Source organism: Pseudofrankia coriaricola (assembly GCF_032027725.1).
Lineage (GTDB): Bacteria > Actinomycetota > Actinomycetes > Frankiales > Frankiaceae > Pseudofrankia.
This window is the reverse complement of the sequence record NZ_JASNFO010000149.1, coordinates 1-15,439: the sequence shown is the minus strand read 5'-3', so window position 1 is coordinate 15,439 and position 15,439 is coordinate 1. Positions and strand designations below refer to the sequence as shown.

The 15,439-nt window shown below is 69.7% G+C and carries 14 protein-coding genes and 1 pseudogene; 5 read left to right on the top strand and 10 right to left on the bottom strand.

All coding sequences use genetic code 11. The features are described from left to right. The first annotated feature begins 411 nt into the window (after positions 1-411). Together QOZ89_RS45480 and QOZ89_RS45475 are read left to right on the top strand one after the other, a co-directional pair. On the top strand, positions 412-1,671 hold the full coding sequence (locus QOZ89_RS45480) for an ABC transporter substrate-binding protein (protein ID WP_241841892.1): 1,260 nt from the start codon (positions 412-414) through the stop codon (positions 1,669-1,671). Positions 1,672-2,322: 651 nt separating this feature from the next. Continuing rightward, the gene (locus QOZ89_RS45475) at positions 2,323-2,445 is read left to right on the top strand and encodes a hypothetical protein (RefSeq protein WP_274536564.1); all 123 of its coding nucleotides are present in this window, start codon (positions 2,323-2,325) and stop codon (positions 2,443-2,445) included. 169 nt (positions 2,446-2,614) lie between these two features. Here QOZ89_RS45475 and QOZ89_RS45470 read toward each other — a convergent pair whose 3' ends face one another. From QOZ89_RS45470 to QOZ89_RS45455, 4 genes and pseudogenes are all read right to left on the bottom strand, one after another. After that, positions 2,615-3,433, bottom strand: coding sequence for a transposase (locus QOZ89_RS45470; RefSeq protein ID WP_312630247.1), 819 nt, complete (start codon positions 3,431-3,433; stop codon positions 2,615-2,617). A gap of 111 nt (positions 3,434-3,544) precedes the next feature. Beyond that, positions 3,545-3,895, bottom strand: coding sequence for a transposase (locus QOZ89_RS45465; protein ID WP_312630246.1), 351 nt, complete (start codon positions 3,893-3,895; stop codon positions 3,545-3,547). A gap of 536 nt (positions 3,896-4,431) precedes the next feature. After that, positions 4,432-5,811 carry an IS1380 family transposase gene (locus QOZ89_RS45460; protein WP_312630245.1) on the bottom strand — a complete coding sequence of 460 codons (1,380 nt, stop codon included), beginning with the start codon at positions 5,809-5,811 and terminating at the stop codon, positions 4,432-4,434. Between the two features lie 170 nt (positions 5,812-5,981). Next, positions 5,982-6,479, bottom strand: a pseudogene (locus QOZ89_RS45455) (IS110 family transposase); the annotation flags it as partial. Between the two features lie 218 nt (positions 6,480-6,697). On the opposite strand from QOZ89_RS45455, the gene QOZ89_RS45450 reads away from it, so the two are divergent. Next, positions 6,698-6,823 (top strand): hypothetical protein, encoded by a 126-nt coding sequence (locus QOZ89_RS45450; protein ID WP_274536518.1) that lies wholly within the window; start codon positions 6,698-6,700, stop codon positions 6,821-6,823. Positions 6,824-6,865: 42 nt separating this feature from the next. On the opposite strand, the gene QOZ89_RS45445 is transcribed toward QOZ89_RS45450, so the two are convergent. The 5 genes from QOZ89_RS45445 to QOZ89_RS45425 form a co-directional block, all read right to left on the bottom strand. Then, the gene (locus QOZ89_RS45445) at positions 6,866-8,386 is read right to left on the bottom strand and encodes a nickel/cobalt transporter (protein ID WP_131803960.1); all 1,521 of its coding nucleotides are present in this window, start codon (positions 8,384-8,386) and stop codon (positions 6,866-6,868) included. Next, the gene (locus QOZ89_RS45440; protein ID WP_083418550.1) at positions 8,383-9,528 is read right to left on the bottom strand and encodes a DUF3500 domain-containing protein; all 1,146 of its coding nucleotides are present in this window, start codon (positions 9,526-9,528) and stop codon (positions 8,383-8,385) included. Before QOZ89_RS45440 ends, QOZ89_RS45445 begins: the two co-directional genes overlap by 4 nt. A gap of 142 nt (positions 9,529-9,670) precedes the next feature. Then, a complete protein-coding gene (locus QOZ89_RS45435; protein ID WP_071048595.1) occupies positions 9,671-10,384 on the bottom strand; it encodes an SDR family oxidoreductase in 714 nt (237 codons plus the stop codon). A 96-nt stretch (positions 10,385-10,480) separates the two neighbouring features. Further along, positions 10,481-11,263 carry an alpha/beta fold hydrolase gene (locus QOZ89_RS45430; protein ID WP_071048594.1) on the bottom strand — a complete coding sequence of 261 codons (783 nt, stop codon included), beginning with the start codon at positions 11,261-11,263 and terminating at the stop codon, positions 10,481-10,483. Positions 11,264-11,409: 146 nt separating this feature from the next. Beyond that, positions 11,410-12,072 (bottom strand): NAD(P)-dependent oxidoreductase, encoded by a 663-nt coding sequence (locus QOZ89_RS45425; RefSeq protein WP_274536519.1) that lies wholly within the window; start codon positions 12,070-12,072, stop codon positions 11,410-11,412. 49 nt (positions 12,073-12,121) lie between these two features. Between QOZ89_RS45425 and QOZ89_RS45420 the strand changes: the two genes are divergently transcribed. Then, positions 12,122-12,505, top strand: coding sequence for a winged helix-turn-helix transcriptional regulator (locus QOZ89_RS45420; protein ID WP_071048592.1), 384 nt, complete (start codon positions 12,122-12,124; stop codon positions 12,503-12,505). Between the two features lie 50 nt (positions 12,506-12,555). On the opposite strand, the gene QOZ89_RS45415 is transcribed toward QOZ89_RS45420, so the two are convergent. Further along, entirely contained in the window at positions 12,556-12,897 is a 342-nt protein-coding gene (locus tag QOZ89_RS45415; RefSeq protein WP_312630244.1) for a hypothetical protein, read from the bottom strand. Positions 12,898-13,213: 316 nt separating this feature from the next. Here QOZ89_RS45415 and QOZ89_RS45410 point away from each other — a divergent pair, with 316 nt between their 5' ends. Then, on the top strand, positions 13,214-15,415 hold the full coding sequence (locus QOZ89_RS45410) for a recombinase family protein (RefSeq protein WP_312629926.1): 2,202 nt from the start codon (positions 13,214-13,216) through the stop codon (positions 15,413-15,415). Positions 15,416-15,439: the final 24 nt, after the last annotated feature.

Below are 15,439 nucleotides of genomic sequence, written 5' to 3'. Positions count from 1 at the left end.
CGGGCATGGCACCTCGAGGACGATCAGGCTGGCGTAGGAACCTCCATGATCATCCGAGGGCCATGCCCGTCCTCTTTCGGCCCCGCCCACCAGCACCAACCCGCGCCCTGGAACCACCGGAAACCCTCAGCACGACCTACCGGTCGCTACCAAGCAAACTTGCCGCAGCCCTGGGCTGCCAGGCGTTCGCTTCGTCGTAGGGCGTGGCTGTCTTGAAGCAGCCGTGGAGGATGCCGACGAGGCGGTCGGCGAGTTGGCGCAGGGCGGCGTGGTTGGCTCCGCGTTCTCGTTGCCGCCCGTGTGCTCGCCCGCCAGCGGCTACCGCCCGGAGTCTGCCGAATGGCTGACTCCCAGAACTCATTTGGAGTCCATGCGATGCTAGATCTTCGCCGACGATCGTTGAGAGCCGCCGTGCTTGCGGTCAGTGCCGCCAGCCTTACGGCCGGCCTGGTCTCGTGTGGCGGATCAAGCGATGTCGCGACCAGCGGCATGTCCTGCCGGGCGCTGGCGCCGGGCATCACGCCCGCAGCGATCAAGGTCGGCGTGATATTACCTGACACGGGTCCTGCAGCTTCCAGCTTTCGCGCCTTCCGCGCCGGCGTCGACGCCCGGTTCGACAGCGTCAACGAGGAAGAGGGAGGCATCTACGGCCGACAGATCACCTACGCCTGGCGCGACAACGGCGGGGTGAGCGATCTCAACGAGCACGCGGCCCAGGAGCTCGTCACCGACGAGAGGGTCTTCGGGATCGTTCAGGAGCCATCCGCTGCCGGCGGCTCGATCGGCTGGCTCAACGAGCAGGGCGTCCCGGTAACCGGATTAGCCCTTGACTCGAATTGGCAGGGCATGAACAACATGTTCTCGTGGTATTACTTCGGCAAGGGCTCGACCACCACCTGGGGCCAATACCTGCGCGGACGGGGCGTGTCGCGCGTGGTCGTATTCGCTACCGGAGTAAATGCGACCAGCGTGGATAGCAACCAAAAGATCGTCGCCAGCCTGCGAGCCAGCCGGATCCAGGTCGTCAAGACTTTCTGGGTCGCTGAAACAACCACGAGCTTTCAGAACCTTGCCCAGCAGACAAAAGCAGCGAACGTCGACGGCATCGCTGGGGTCCTTGTGCCCGAGGCGGCTGCCCAGCTCCTCCCGGATCTTCGCGGGGTCGGTCTGACTCTCGGAGGGAGCCTCAAGGCCGCATTGCTGCCGCTCGGCTACGACTCAAGCGTCCTCGAGAAGGAGGGTCCGGCGCTCGCCGGGGTTTCCATCGCCACACTAGTCAATCCGTTCGAGAATGACACTCCGGGACAGCGGAAGTTCCGCCAGGCGATGACCGCCTACTCCCCTGAGACCCAGCCTCCGACCCAAGACAGCGCGGTCTATGGTTGGCTCTCCGCCGACCTTTTCATCCGTGGTCTGCGGGCCGCAGGGAAGTGCCCGACCAGGGAGTCGTTCATCACCAACCTGCGCGCAGTGAAGGACTACGACGGCTCCGGCATGACCGCGCCCGACCGCAACGACCTGTCGACGAACTTCCGCGAGCCGTCCGCCTGCTACAGCGTCGTCGAAATAAGCCCGGATGGCCAGCATTTCGTCCCACAGAACGACGGCCAGCCCTACTGCGGCACCGCGATCACCCCGGAACAATTGAAGCAGCTGAACCAGGGGCCATGAGTGGCTGGGGCGAACCTCACGCACATGAGGACCCGGTCGACGGTCAGGAACAGCCACTCCGGCCATTACGGACCAGCCGGCGGCGGCACAGGATGCCGCGGTCGTCGGCGGAGGAGGCGAGCCAGCGTGGGCTGGAGGGGCACCAGGACGGTGTCGCCCCGGGCAGCAGTGCGAATGGCGTCGACGATTTCCGAAGGTGCGGCGTCGACACGACGGCGACCCCTCTGTGTCAGGGCAGGGGCCTGCCACGCGAGCACCTGATCGGAACGCACCCGGTGCTCCCACATCCGAGGGCTCGAGGCCCTCGGCTACAAGGTCACCCTCGCCCCCGCCGCGGCCTGACCCGAAGGCCTCACGCACCAGGCCAGGGGGCGGCCCACCAGCGCCCGTCCCGGCATGATCGGCCCCGCCCACGCGCGCCCGCAGCGGGCCGCCGCACAGGCAGCCGTTCCAGCGTCGCCGCGGGTGGGCACTCCCCTGCCTCACGTTGCGCCGAATTTCGGATCAGGAGCGGGGCCGGTACGTAACATTTCCCGGGCAAGCCGCGGATACGATTCCAGTAACTTTCTCGGCACCGTGTCCTGGGACCCGCCCACGATCGGGGGCGGGTCATACACCTACACCGTCCAGATCGAGGGAACGAGATCCGGGGTGACCACGCAGGAGGTGTCCGTCCCCCGGCTCGACTATGCCCGTTCCCCGAACGACCAGCTCGGGCCGATCACCATTACCGCCCACAACCCCGTTGGGACGGGGCCGCCCGCGAGCAGGTGACCCCCGCGCCGCCCGTTGTCTTGTCGGACCGGGCACCATGGCCTCGTCGATGGGTCGCCGGCGAGCCTGCCCGACGAGTACGGTCCCCGCGGCAAAGCTCGGACCCGTGCTCAACCGCCCTCGAGTCCGTCTAGTGCGTTGTCCGCGAATGCGGGTCGGTTATTGTTGATCAGGCGGCGTTTCTGGTGTGGCCCCAGCGGTGTTGGCGTTCGGAGTGGACGCGGGCGCGTTCGCGGCGTTGTGCTTCGAGCACTGTTGGGTGGCGGCGGTGGGTGTTGCGCCAGCGCAGGTAGGCGTGCAGGCCGCGAGCGAGCGCCGGGTGGCTGGGCGGGTCGCTGTTGGCCAGGGCGAAGCCGCGTAGCGGGCCGAAGTGGGCCTCGATCGGGTTGGCCCAGGACGCCTGGGTCGGGGTCAGGCACAGCTCGACCCTGTGCCGCCGCGCCCAGGCACGGATCGTGGCCGTCTTGTTTCCGGACCAGTTGTCCAGGATGACGTAGACCGGGGCGCCGTCCGGGCGGGCGGCGCGGATGCTTTTGAGGGCGGCCAGGGTGTGGTCGGCTCCCTTGCGCTCGCGCACGACGCCCCACAGGGTGTCGTCACCGACCGAGTAGCAGCCGTGGAAGTAGCGGATGCCGTGGGTGCGGTGGTAGGTGGCTGGTAGTCGGTCAGGGTGGCCGGCTCTGGCCCAGCACAGCCCGTGGCAGGGTCGGATCGAGAGCGGTCCGAACTGGTCGAAGGCGAAAGCACCGGTCAGGGAAACGGCGGGTCGCCTGTTCGATCCGGGCCAGTTTGGTCTCCGCGTCCGGGTCGGAGGTCTCTTTCCAGGTGTGGGTGCGCTGGAAGGAGATCCGGTGGGAGTGCAGCAGTTCGCCCAGGCGTTGGCGGCCCACGACGACCGCAGGTACCCCGGGCGGGGGGTGGCGCAGGTAGTCGGACAGCTTGCGCAGGCTCCAGTGGGTGAACGGCAGCCCCAGCCTGGATCGTTCACGGGGTTGGCGGGTTGCCTCGCGTGATCAGCGTCGGGGAGCGACGGCGCGTCGCGTCGCCGGGTCCACGGCCCGGGGGTCCTTCCTGGTCGCGGGGGCCCGGCGGCCGGCAGCTACGTCCTGGCGGGCAGGGCCTTGACCCGTTGCCAGCTGCCGATGAGGGGCTCGATCCAGGGCCAGTCCGCGCGCAGGTGCAACCAGAGCCTGCGTTGACCGCGGGTGAGCCGGGCAGGCAGGGCGAACAGGCGGAAGCGCAACAGCTTGACCGAGGCCGCGCGCAGCGCGGCCTCGGTCAGGGCGAGGTGGCGGTAGGCGGCGAGCAGTGCGCCGGCGACGGCCACGATCTGGGTCCAGGCCGCGTTGATCTTCCACAGTTTGGAGGGCCAATGGTTCAGGCCGATCGCCTTGCCCTGTTTGACGTCGTTTTCGACGTGGACGTGGGGTGCGCCGGGATAAACCGGCATGGAGAAGGGGATGAGAGAGCTCTACATCGAAGGAGTAGCGATCCACGGTGGCCCCGAGTCATGCGTCGGTGCCCGTGAGGGTGCCGGCGAAGCGTTGACAGGGGTACGCGTAGGCTGGCCATTGAGCCGCGAAATCACTGTTCCGGGGCGCCGACGCTGTCCCACGAAGCGGAAGGCCACACCGTTCGGCGGCGTTATCGCGAGTCGTCGACGGGCCCTGCACGGTCTGAGAACCCATGCATGCGCGGAATCTCCATGCGCGAGAACCGGGAGATCCCCGTGCTCGCCCGTCTGGCTGATCGCCAGGTGGGCCGCTCAGGGAAGGCTGAGGTCGTACGCCTGAGATGAACGAGCAGGGGAAGTCAGACCTAAATCCGCCATTACCTGGGATGTGATCGTTTCTGGCGGGGTCCCAGGTTTGTGATCTTCTTTGCTGGGTCTGTTGTCGGGTTGTGGCAGGGCGGTGGCCCGGCTGTCGTGCCGGGTGGGCGCCGGGTCCACGGCCCGGGGTATGTCCGCTGGGGAGAACGGGCTGGTCAGGTTGCCATGGGCAGGGCGCGGAGCCGTTCGAGCGCGGTGGGCAGGTACTGGTCGCGGCCGGGTGGCAGGCGCAGGGTCAGGACTCCGGCGTGGCGGGTGACCCGGCCAGGAATGTTGATCAGCTCGTGGCGCAGCCGGTCGCCGTGGGCGCGGCCGGCACGCTGGTCGTGGCCGGTCAGCGACTGGAGCATGCTGGAGATCCAGCCGGTGAGGATCGCCGCCCACATCCAGACGGTGTTGACGGTCGGGTCGGCCGACGGCAGGTGGCGCAGGCCGGCGCCGAGCTTGGCGTCCTTGATCTGGGTCTCGATGTCGGCGCGGCCACGGAACCAGTGCTCGAGGGCGACGATGCCGTCGGGCTCGTCGGCGGGGATGTTGGTCACGAGGAAGCTGACGGCCCAGGCGTGGTCGGCGACGCCTTCCAGCGCCAGTGCCAGCTGGCCTTTGGGGATGGTGCGCCGCCGCCGGGAGCGGGGGTCGGCGGAGATCTCGGCGGCGGGGACCTTCACCCGGCGGATGATCGTGTAGGTGCCAGGCGGCCAGCCCGCCGGGGTATAGCCGACGGCGGCGACCTGGGCGCCGCGCATGTCGCGGGCGTCCGTCCAGGCGGCCTCGGGCACCGCGGCATAGGCCCGCCACAGCGCTGTGTTGCGCGGGGCGGCGATCGCGAAGTCCGCGCCGGCGGCCACCGCGGCGCGGGCGAGCTCGCCGGTGAAGAACCCCGAGTCGGCCCGGACCAGCGGCGGGGCGCAGACCGCCGCGGGCAGGTTCGCCAGCGCCCGCGCCAGCAGCCCGGCGCAGCGCGGCCGAACGTCCTCATCCCCGGACAGCAGGTCCGCGGCCAGCACCAGCCCGGTGCGCGCCCAGCTCGCCAACAGCGGCCGGCCCGCCCGTCTTCCCTCGTAGGTGTAGGCCACACCCCGTTTCTTCCGGCCATAGACCTCCACATCCGAGGAGTCCAGGTCGATGGTCGGCCGGCCCCGCACCAACTCCGACCGGCGCTGCGCGGGCAACCGCGCCAGCCACCGGCTGGCCAGCACCCCCACCGCCGCCTCGATCCCGGCCCACGCCGCCGGGCGGAACCGGCCCGCCAGCCGCGCCGCCGTCCGCGACGGCGCGAACGGCACCCCGGCCAGCACCCCGCCCACCGCGTCCAGGCGCAGCCGGTCCAGCCCCGACAGCGACGCCCGCCCGGCCAGCTGCGCGCCGGCCAGCCCGACCAGCAGCTCCCCACCCGACAGTCCCCGCGCCCGCCGCTTGATTCGGCCGACCCGCTCGTCGAGAACCTCGACCACACCCAGCCGATCGACCAGCTCCCCGACCACGGCCAGCCCCGCCATCCCGGTCAGCGACCGGTCCGCGGGACCGACCCGCACCCCCGGGGCCCGTTTCCTCGACGCGGTCGGCCTGCGTAGTCTGTTCACCCGGCGGGTGCCTCTCGTCAGGGTTCTTCGGTAGGTGTGGTAACCCCGATTCTCCCTGTGCGGCAGGCACCCGCTCACGTTCAAACGATCTACAAGCCCCCAACGTCACCTGGTACTGGCGGAACTAGGTCAGAGGCCACCGATGTAAGCTTGATCCCGTAGTCCTGCATGACCTTCTCGAGGCGCTGGACCGCCCGGGTACGGTCTTCTACCGTGGTCCGCCGATGCCGGGTAAGGTCCCGTAACGCCCGGATCGGTTTCGGCGGCACGAACGACGGCCGGACCAGGCCATGCTCCAACAACTGGCCGATCCACGCAGCGTCGGCCACATCCGTTTTCCGACCCGGGACATTACGCAGATGCTGGGCATTCAGCAGCCAGCATTCAAAAGAGTCCTCCAAAATGTAGTAGACGGGCTTCCAATATCGTAAACGCCCGTGGATTCCATGCCGACCAGAGACACCCGTTCCGCCGCCAGCCAGTCCGCCAGCCGCGCCGGTTGTCGCGAACGTCCGCACCTCAGTGCGCCGCCCGCCGCCCCGCCCGGGCACCCGCACCGCCGCCACGACCGTGTCCCGGTGCACGTCGAACCCCGCAACCCGGTCGATCAACACATCCATAGAAGACCGTCTCCGTCCCCTCGACCCGTGACCAGCACAGACCGCCCGGGGAGGACCTGTCACCAAAGATTCTGAGGTACGCGCTCACGGCAGCAGGACAGGATTCCTCAGGACCTCCGAGCCACACTGACCTACGGGCTCACAGGCACCAGGCTCGCCGACGTCGGACCGGACGGCCCCAACATCCTCATCAGGACAGGGTGCTGGCGCAAACCGGCATGATCACTGACCTGAAGTTACGCGGCGAGGTGGAAGCCAAGATCAAACACCTGGACTCGTTCCGAGATGAGCTCGCCGCCAGTTTCGCCCGCGCCGACCGCCTCCGCGAGTCGCTGCTCACCTGATATCGCGGTCTCCCAGTCGTGATGGCGCCGTTCTCGCGATTCTTACAGCGGACCGGTGACGCCGATGCCCTTGAGGACCAAAACGAGGCCGAGGGCCGTGACGACCACGGCGCTGACGATGGGCAGCGCTGCGCTCCAGGACCGGTCGAAACGGTTGAAGCGGCCTAGATGGGCGACGAGGGAGCGCGAACGGACCAGCAGCAGTCCCAGGCTCATGAGTACCGCGGCCAGTCCGGCACTGAACGAGAGGATCAGACCGAGGCCCAGGAGGACACGGTTCACGCCGACCGCCAAAATCATGACGCCCAGTGCTTCTGGACAGGGCACCAGGCCACCGGACACGCCCATCGCGACCAGGCTGCGTGGCGTAATGCCCTCGGCCGGGATCGCGTGCGTGTGCGCTCGCCCGCCGTGGGCGTGAACGGCGGCACCGAGAGTGCCGTGCCCGTGGCCGCTCCCGTCGTCGCGTGCGCCGCTGAGAACGAACTCGTGGTGGCGCGCGTAGTCGTCGCCGTGGTCGTGGTCGTGGGTGTCTTGGTCGTGGGGCCGCGTCGCTGCCCGACGGGCTGACCAGCGCTGGCGCAGCAGCCGTATGCCCAGCGTGACGACTAACAGGCCGGCGGCGACCTCCAGTCCGGGGACGAGCAGTCCGGGCACCAGGAACTGGCTGGCGAGCAGCGCGACTAGCCCGATGACGACGACCGAGGCGGTGTGCGTGAAGGTGACGACGGCTCCGAGGGCCACGGCATCGCGTGCCGTGCCGCCGCCGCTGCCGACCAGGTAGGCGGCCATGAGCGTCTTGGCGTGCCCCGGGGTCAGCGCGTGCAGGGCCCCGAGCAGCGCGGCCGCCCCGACGGCGAACAGCATCGCCCATCCCGACAGCGACGGCCCGTCGATGTATTTCAGCAGCCGGTTCCGGTAAGGCGAGGGTCGTACCGCCGCGTCACCGCCGGCCGTCGGACCAGCTGTCGACCCAGCGGCCGCGGGGTCGATCTGGTAGGTGACCTCGCTCTGCCGCTGCGTCGCGTCGCGTCGCTGCACACCCAGCGTGACCGGCGCGCCGTCCTCGACGAAGGCGTTGACCTGGTACGCCGAGCCCTTCGGAGCGAAACCGTTGCGGAACAAGACGTGGTGCCGGCCGGCTGCGGTGGGCGCGCCGCCAGCCTCCGCGTGGACGCGAAGGGTTCCGTAGCCGGCCTGGATGGTCAGGTACGGCGGTACTTCGACGTCGGTCAGCTCGACCGTCAGCGGCCGGCCGTCGACGCGCACCTCGACCTCGCGCAGGACCTGCTCCGCGTAGTGCCTCCCTTCGCCGTCAGAGACCTGCTGGTCCTGGTCGACGTCCAGGATGTCCAGGACCTGAGGCGCGAGCAGCACACCGGGTGATAGGTCCAGCTCCACGCCGATCTTCGACGGAGCGAGCGTCACATAGGATGCCTGCACGTAGACGTCGAGAGGGTGCGCGGAGGCAGGACCGGCCGGCAGCACCACGAGGAGCAGGGCGGCGGGCACCAGCAGAGACGCGCTGAGCGCCCGCCGCACCGCGGCGGCGCGTGACCTCACGAGGTGATCGCAGCGCCGTAGTCGTTGGTGGGGTCTCGGTAGATGCCGTGGATGTGGTTCGCCGCGTCGCCGCCCATGGACTGTGGTGAGTACTCGACGGCGATGTGCGGCCCGGTGACCCGGAAGTACGCCGCACTCCCCACAGCCGTGGGACCGTACCAGGCGAAGTACGTCTTGGGCAGATCCGCCTTCAACTGCGCCTCACGCGAAGCCGCGTCCTCGTCGTTGACCAGCCCGCCGTACTCGTCGATGAGCTTCAGGAACGCGGTCTGCTCGTCGGCCGACATCTCCGACGCCGGCAGCCCTTCGGACTGGATGGTCTTGCCATCCTGTCCAGGCCCGAGCACCAGGTCGATCGGCGAGGTCCCCAGAACCGCCTTGCTGCGGTCGGTGCTGTCGAGTGAGTTGACCAGCGCGAAGGCTTCGTCCTCGATGTCACCCAGCGGGCGCACTGTCGTAGCGTTGTCCTTATAGGTGGCTGGCTGGGCGCCGATGAAGCTCGGCGTGAGCGCGACCTGCGACCCGTGGATCGTGGCGTTGACAGTGACGTGGTGGCCACCGAACTGCCATTGCCACGGATCGGTACCCGACGGCTCGCCGATGATCGCCATCCAGTAGTACTGCTTGCCGTAGCTCATACCGCCCTGCGTGGCCAGCTGGTCGTCCGCTGTCCACTCCGCCACCACCCGCTGGTAGCCCTCCGTGCTCAACGTCGCCTTCATGACGGCCAGAAAGGCATTGACCTTCTCCGTGCTGAGATTCCCCACCATGAGACCGTCCCGCTGGTAGAGGCCCTGCGGGAGGTTGGACCAGCGTGCCTTCTGTGCCGTGTCGCTCCAGTCAAACAGCACATGGAACTTCTCGTCGGCGGTGAGGGTGGCCAGGAACGCGTTCGCCGCCGCCACGATCCCCGGCGTCGCGTCCCCACTGGCCGCCGAGGTGCTCGCGCTCGAGGTTGCGCCCGAGGAAGCGGTCACCGTCGACGTGACTGTGCCGCCCTCCCCACCTCCGCCGCATCCGGCAACGGCGACGAGCAGCACCGCCGCCACCCCGGCCGGGAGCAACCTGGCGCCACTCGACAACTTCTGGGCAAAGACAGCGGCACCTGGAGTGCCGGCGACCCGCCCACGAGATGAACTCATATTCCTGACCCAACCTGGGACTGAAAGAGGACTGATTCCTGCGCAGCGCTGGTGGCGCTACATCGATGTCGTGCTGCTGGCCGTCGAGCGCCTGCCCCTCGACGCGCGGCGGCCGGCGTCACGATTGCTGGGCGGCCGGTGGCTACCAGGATGCGGGTGGCTGGCCGGCCGGCGTGAGGGTCAGTTCATGGCTCTGCCCGCGGCGGCCCTGGCCGGCCAGGTAGGCGACGGCGGCCGCGACCTCGGCCGGATCCACGCTGGCCTCGGGCGGCAGGTTCTGGAGGAAGGGCACGGTCTTCGGCGACTCGATCGGTCCGTTGACGATCAGCGTGGCGACGTGGATACCACTCGGCCGCAACTCGTGCGTGGCTGTGGACGCCAGCGCCCGCACACCGTGCCAGCCGGCTGACCAGGCGCCCATCCCGGGAGCCACCTGGCGGCCGGCATTGCCGGTCACCTGAACGATGGCCGCCGGACGCTGCTTGGCGAGGAGGAGCCGCGCCGCTTCGCTGAAGAACACGAACGCCTGCTCCGTGTTCGCCGCGGCCCACAGCCGGTACTGGTCGAGAGTCGCCTCGCTGAGCGGGCCACCGCCCCACGGCATCGCCGGGTCGGGGTGTGGGAAGACGGAGATGGCGTTGACCAGGCAGTCGATCTGGCCCGCCTCTTCCAGGGCGGCGCGCAGTTGGACGGAATCAGTGACGTCAGCGCGCAGGGCCCGCGCCCCGCGTGCCTCGACCGCCTTCAGGGTGTCGTTGCTGCGCGCGATCGCCGTGGCCTTCCAGCCAGTGGCAAGGAAGTGGTCGACGATCGCGCCGCCAAGATTACGGGCGCCGAGAACAACGAGGCTCTTCAAAGGTCCCCCATTTCAGGGATAGAGGCAGATGGGCCGGGAACAGCGTTTCCGGGAAGGCCGTGGACCGGATGGGGACCTCGGTACTGGCCGTCCTGGTCAGGCGCCGATCTCGTCAAGGAATGAGGTGATGAGTTTCTGCCACTCCTCGGGCTGTTCGATGGGCAGCATGTGGCCGCTGGAGACCTCGGTCAGGCGGGCGCCAGGAATGCGGGCGGCCAGGTCCTGCTGCAGGTAGAGGGGGACGACCCGGTCCTCGGTGGAGGCGATGACTAGGGTCGGGGCCGTGACGCCGGCCAGCTCGGCGCGGGTGTTGATCCGGCCGAAGAGGTCGAACTGCTCGGGCGCGCCGGGTGAGAGGGCTTCGGCGGTCGCGGCCGCGGCCGCCTCCAGCGCGTCGTCGGGCAGCGAGGCCAGCGTCCTCGGGCTGAGGGACACCCAGGTGAGGAGCTTGGCGAGCAGCAGGAGGTCTCCGCTGGCCATGATCCCCGCCGATATATCCCCGGCCAGTCTCATGTAGTTGTCGAGGTGGGAGTAGGTCGCGGTCAGTACCAGCGCGGCGACCCGGTCGGGGTGGCGGGTGGCGGCGCGTACCGCGACAGGGCCGCCGACGGAGAAACCGACGACGGCGAACCTTTCCAGGCCCTCGTCTACGGCCGCGCCGACGACCTCATCGGCGAGCTGGTCGAGGGTGAGCGGGGTTTCTAAACGCGGCGTGGCGCCCGAGCCGGGGTAGTCGACGCCGACGACCGTGCGGTGCGCGGCCAGGCCGTCGAGGATCGGACCGTAGTGGGCCTCGACGCTGCCGCCCGCGCCGTGGGCGAGCGCCACGCCGGGGCCGGTGCTGCCCCGGACGGTGCGGGCGAACGAGGTGCTGGTCATGCCGCCTCCACGAGGGTTATAGCGATCGATACAGAACACTGGCATTTGAAGAACGCGGGCAGGGCGAGCAACTGGACGCGGCGCACAAGCCGCGAGCCGAGCCTGGCGCCGCCCCCGCCGAGGTGAGTGTTGTCGGTCGGCGTCTGTCAGTAGGCGACGTTGATGCGGCGGCGGATGTTCTCGCCCTTCTCGAGCTCGTCGACGAGGGCGACGGCGTAGTCCTCGGAGCTGATCCGGCTGTTGCCCTCGTCGTCAACGAGCAGCTGGTCGTCGCCGACCCGGAATACACCCGTGCGCTTGCCAGGCTCGATCGTGCCGCCTGGGGAGATGTAGGTCCACTCCAGGTCGTCCGCGTCCGCGCGGATGAGGTCGAGCAGGTCCGCCTGGGCGAGCGCCTCGCGCTTGTAGACGTCGGGGATATCGGCGACGTCGATGATCCGTACCCCCGGGGCGACCTCCAGGCTGCCCGCTCCGCCGACCACGACCAGGCGGCGCACCCCGGCCTCTCGTAGCCCGTCCAGGAGGGGGCGGCCTACGGCAAGGAGCGGATCTCCCGCTTCCGAGGCGACCCGCACTGACAGCACCACCGCGTCTTGGCCCGCCGCCAGGTCTGCGACGGCAGCGGCGTCGTTCGCGTCGACGACCCGGGTGCCGCCCTTCCCGCTGCGGGTGGCTGCGGTGACCTCATGCCCCCGGCCACGCGCCTCGGCGGCGACCCGGCTGCCGATCATCCCGACTCCGATTAATCCGACTCGCATGCCATGGCCTCCCCTGAAACGCTGCCGGCGCGGCGCCTGCCAGCACGGTATCCATCAGGTACTGGTTACTTCAAAGTGCCACTGGTACGCTCGGGGAACCATGGATGCTAGCGATATTCTGGTCCTCGGCTGCCCGATGCGGCAGGTGCTCGACCGCGTCGGCGACAAGTGGTCAGTGCTGGTCGTTGCGGTCCTCAGCAAGGGCGGCCCCCGGCGGTTCACCGAGCTACGCGACACAATCGGCGGCGTGACCCCCAAGGTCCTGACCCAGACGCTGCGCGGGATGGAACGCGACGGCCTGCTGACCCGGACGGTCTTCGCTCAGGTCCCGCCACGCGTCGACTACGAGCTGACCCCGCTCGGCTGGTCCCTCCGCGCCCCCCTCGAGGCGATCCTGGAGTGGGCCGAGAAGCACATAACCGAGGTCACCACCGCCCGTGACGCCCATGACGCCACCCACTCCGCCGGCAAAGCCGCGTTCTAGCGCTGGTTGGTCAGGTTGGGGTGGCTAGTGGGTGGGAGTGGCTCACGTGGTCAAGCTGGGCTGCCAGTTCTGGTGGGGGTGGGGCGGTGGACCAGCGGTGCCAGTACAGCTGCAGGCGCGCCCAGGGACACAGCCAGCCGCGGACCTGGCGCAGGGTGTCCTGCCAGATGATCCGGCGGCGCGGATTTTCCCCCCGCCGCCCCGCCGTCCCCGCGGGGTGCTTGTTCGGCCTGATCGGAGGGTGTCGCGGTCAGCAGGGTGAAGGTGAATGCCAGCATGACCAGCTGCCAGTGCCGCACGATGGCCTGTTCGGAACGGACCTGGAAGTCCGCCCAGCCCAGCTCGTGGGTGGCCGGCTTGTAGTAGTGCTCGAAGAGCAAGCCGCACTGCACGCATAAATTCTTCGGGAGTGGAGGGAATGAGCGCTCCCGTGATCGGGGTAGACGCTCTGTTGGCGCTGGTAGCGGCCGTCCGACGGCTGCGGGATGCGCAGATCGACGAAGAAAATGACGAAGAACCGGGAGGTTTGTTGCGATGTCAGGAAACACAGCTGTCCCCCCGGGGTGGCGGGCCCGGCGGTTGTCGTCCCACCGTGGGGGGCGTTCCCGGAGGTGAACCGGCTGGCCGTGCGGCGCCTGCTGGGCCTGCTGGTCGAGCGGGCGGTGGCAGGGTCGGCACCGACGAGCGGCGGGAGCGGGGGTGAGCGGGGTGAGCACGGCGGCCCTGCCGTGGGAGCGGGTGCACGGCAAGGTGCAGCCGCGGCACTGTGATCTTCTCGCGGCGGTGTATGTCCGCCAGTCCACCCTCGCGCAGGTCGAGCGCAACACCGAGTCGACCCGGGTGCAGTACGGGCTGGCCGAGCGGGCGGTGGCGCTGGGGTGGGACCGGTCGCGGGTACTGGTCATCGACGACGATTTGGGGTGCTCGGCGTCGGGGGTGGCCGACCGGCCGGGGTTCGCCCGGCTGGTCGCCGAGGTCGGGTTGGGCCACGTCGGCATCGTGGTGGGCGCGGAGATGTCCCGGCTGGCCCGCGGCGGCCGGGAGTGGCACCAGCTGCTCGAGCTGTGCGCTCTGTCGGGGACGCTGCTGGCTGATACGGACGGGGTCTACGACCCCAACGACCACAACGACCGACTGCTGCTGGGGCTGAAGGGGACGATCAGCCAGGCCGAGCTCTACCTGATCCGGCAGCGGATGTCGTCCGGGCGGGTGAACAAGGCCCGGCGCGGGGAACTGGCGCTGGAGCTGCCGGCCGGGTATGTGCGCCGCCTCTCGGGGGAGGTGGTGCTCGACCCCGACGAGCAGGTCCAGGCCGTGGTGCGCCTGGTGTTCGAGCTGTTCGAGCGGCTCGGCACGGTGAACGCGGTGCTGGCCTACCTGGCCGACAACCACATCCAGGTCGGGGGGCGTCTGCACCACGGGCCCCGGCGCGGGGAGCTGACCTGGCGCCGGCCCAGCCGGGCCGGGATCCAGAACATGCTCCACCACCCGGCCTACGCTGGTATCTATGCCTACGGCCGCACCGGCCTGGACCCCCGGCGGCGGCAGGCCGGGCGGCCGGACACCGGGCGGGTACGCCAGCCCCGCGAGGACTGGGTGGCCTACCTGCCCGGGGTGCTGCCGTCCTACATCAGCGTCGAGCAGTACGAGCGGAACATGCAGCGATTGGACGCCAACCGGTCCTGGGCGCGCAGCATGGGCGCGGCGCGTAACGGCCCGGCCCTGCTGAGCGGGCTGGTGGTCTGCGCCCGCTGCGGCAGGAAGATGGCGGCGCACTACCGGCGGGGGCCGGGCAGCAGGCAGCAGCCGGTCTACGTCTGCTCCCGCGACAAGATCGAATATGGTGCCGAGCGGTGCCAGCAGCTGGCCGGCGGCTGCGTGGACGCCTACGTCACCGCGCTGCTGCTGGCAGCCGTGGCCCCGGCCGCACTCGAGGTCTCCCTGGCGGCGGCCGAGCAGGTCGAGGCGCAGCGGGCGCAGGTGGACCGGATCTGGCGGCAGCGCCTGGAGCGGGCTGACTACGTCGCCGACCGGGCCCGCCGCCAGTACCAGCTGGCCGAGCCGGAGAACCGGCTGGTCGTGCGCCAGCTGGAGAGGGACTGGGAGGCTGCGCTGGCCGAGCGCCAACGCCTGGGTGAGGAGTACGACCGCTTCGCCGCGGCCCGCCCGCGCACCCTCACCGCAGCCGAACGCGAGCACATCCGCGCCCTGGCCGCCGACATCCCCGCGCTGTGGCACGCGCCCACCACCGCCGACGCCGACCGCAAACAGCTGCTGCGCCTGCTCGTCGAGCAGGTCCGCGTGGAGGTCCTCGATACCAGCGAGAAGGTGAAGGTGCAGGTGACCTGGGCCGGGGGCCACCGCAGCGACGGCGAGGTGGTGCGGCCGGTGGCCCGCCTGACCCAGCTCAGCTACTACCCGCAGCTGGCCGCGCGGGTCCGCGAGCTCGCGGCCGCCGGGCAGAACGCCACCCAGATCGCCGACTGCCTGAACCGGGAGGGCTTCCGCCCGCCCAAGAGGCGGGCCTGCTTCGGACCGCAGGCAGTCCGCGACCTGATGGGCACCCTCGGCCTGACCGAACCAGCCACCCAGCGCCACACCAGCCCGCCGCTGGGCGAGCACAAGTGGTGGCTGGCCGACCTCGCCCGCGAACTCGACATGCCCCAGGTCACCCTCTACACCTGGATCGGCCGCGGCTGGGTGGACGCCCACCGCCACCCCGACGCCCCCCGCAGATGGGTCCTGCACGCCGACCCCGCCGAGGTCGAACGGCTCCGCGCCCTGCACCTGATGCCCAACGGGGGACACACCCGCCGGCCCTGGCTGGCCAACCAGCAGGCCACCACGAACACCGACATGAACACAGAACCGGAAGGAAACACCCACGATGCCAGCGAGTCGCAGTTATAACAGCACTGCGGCTTGCTCCTCTCG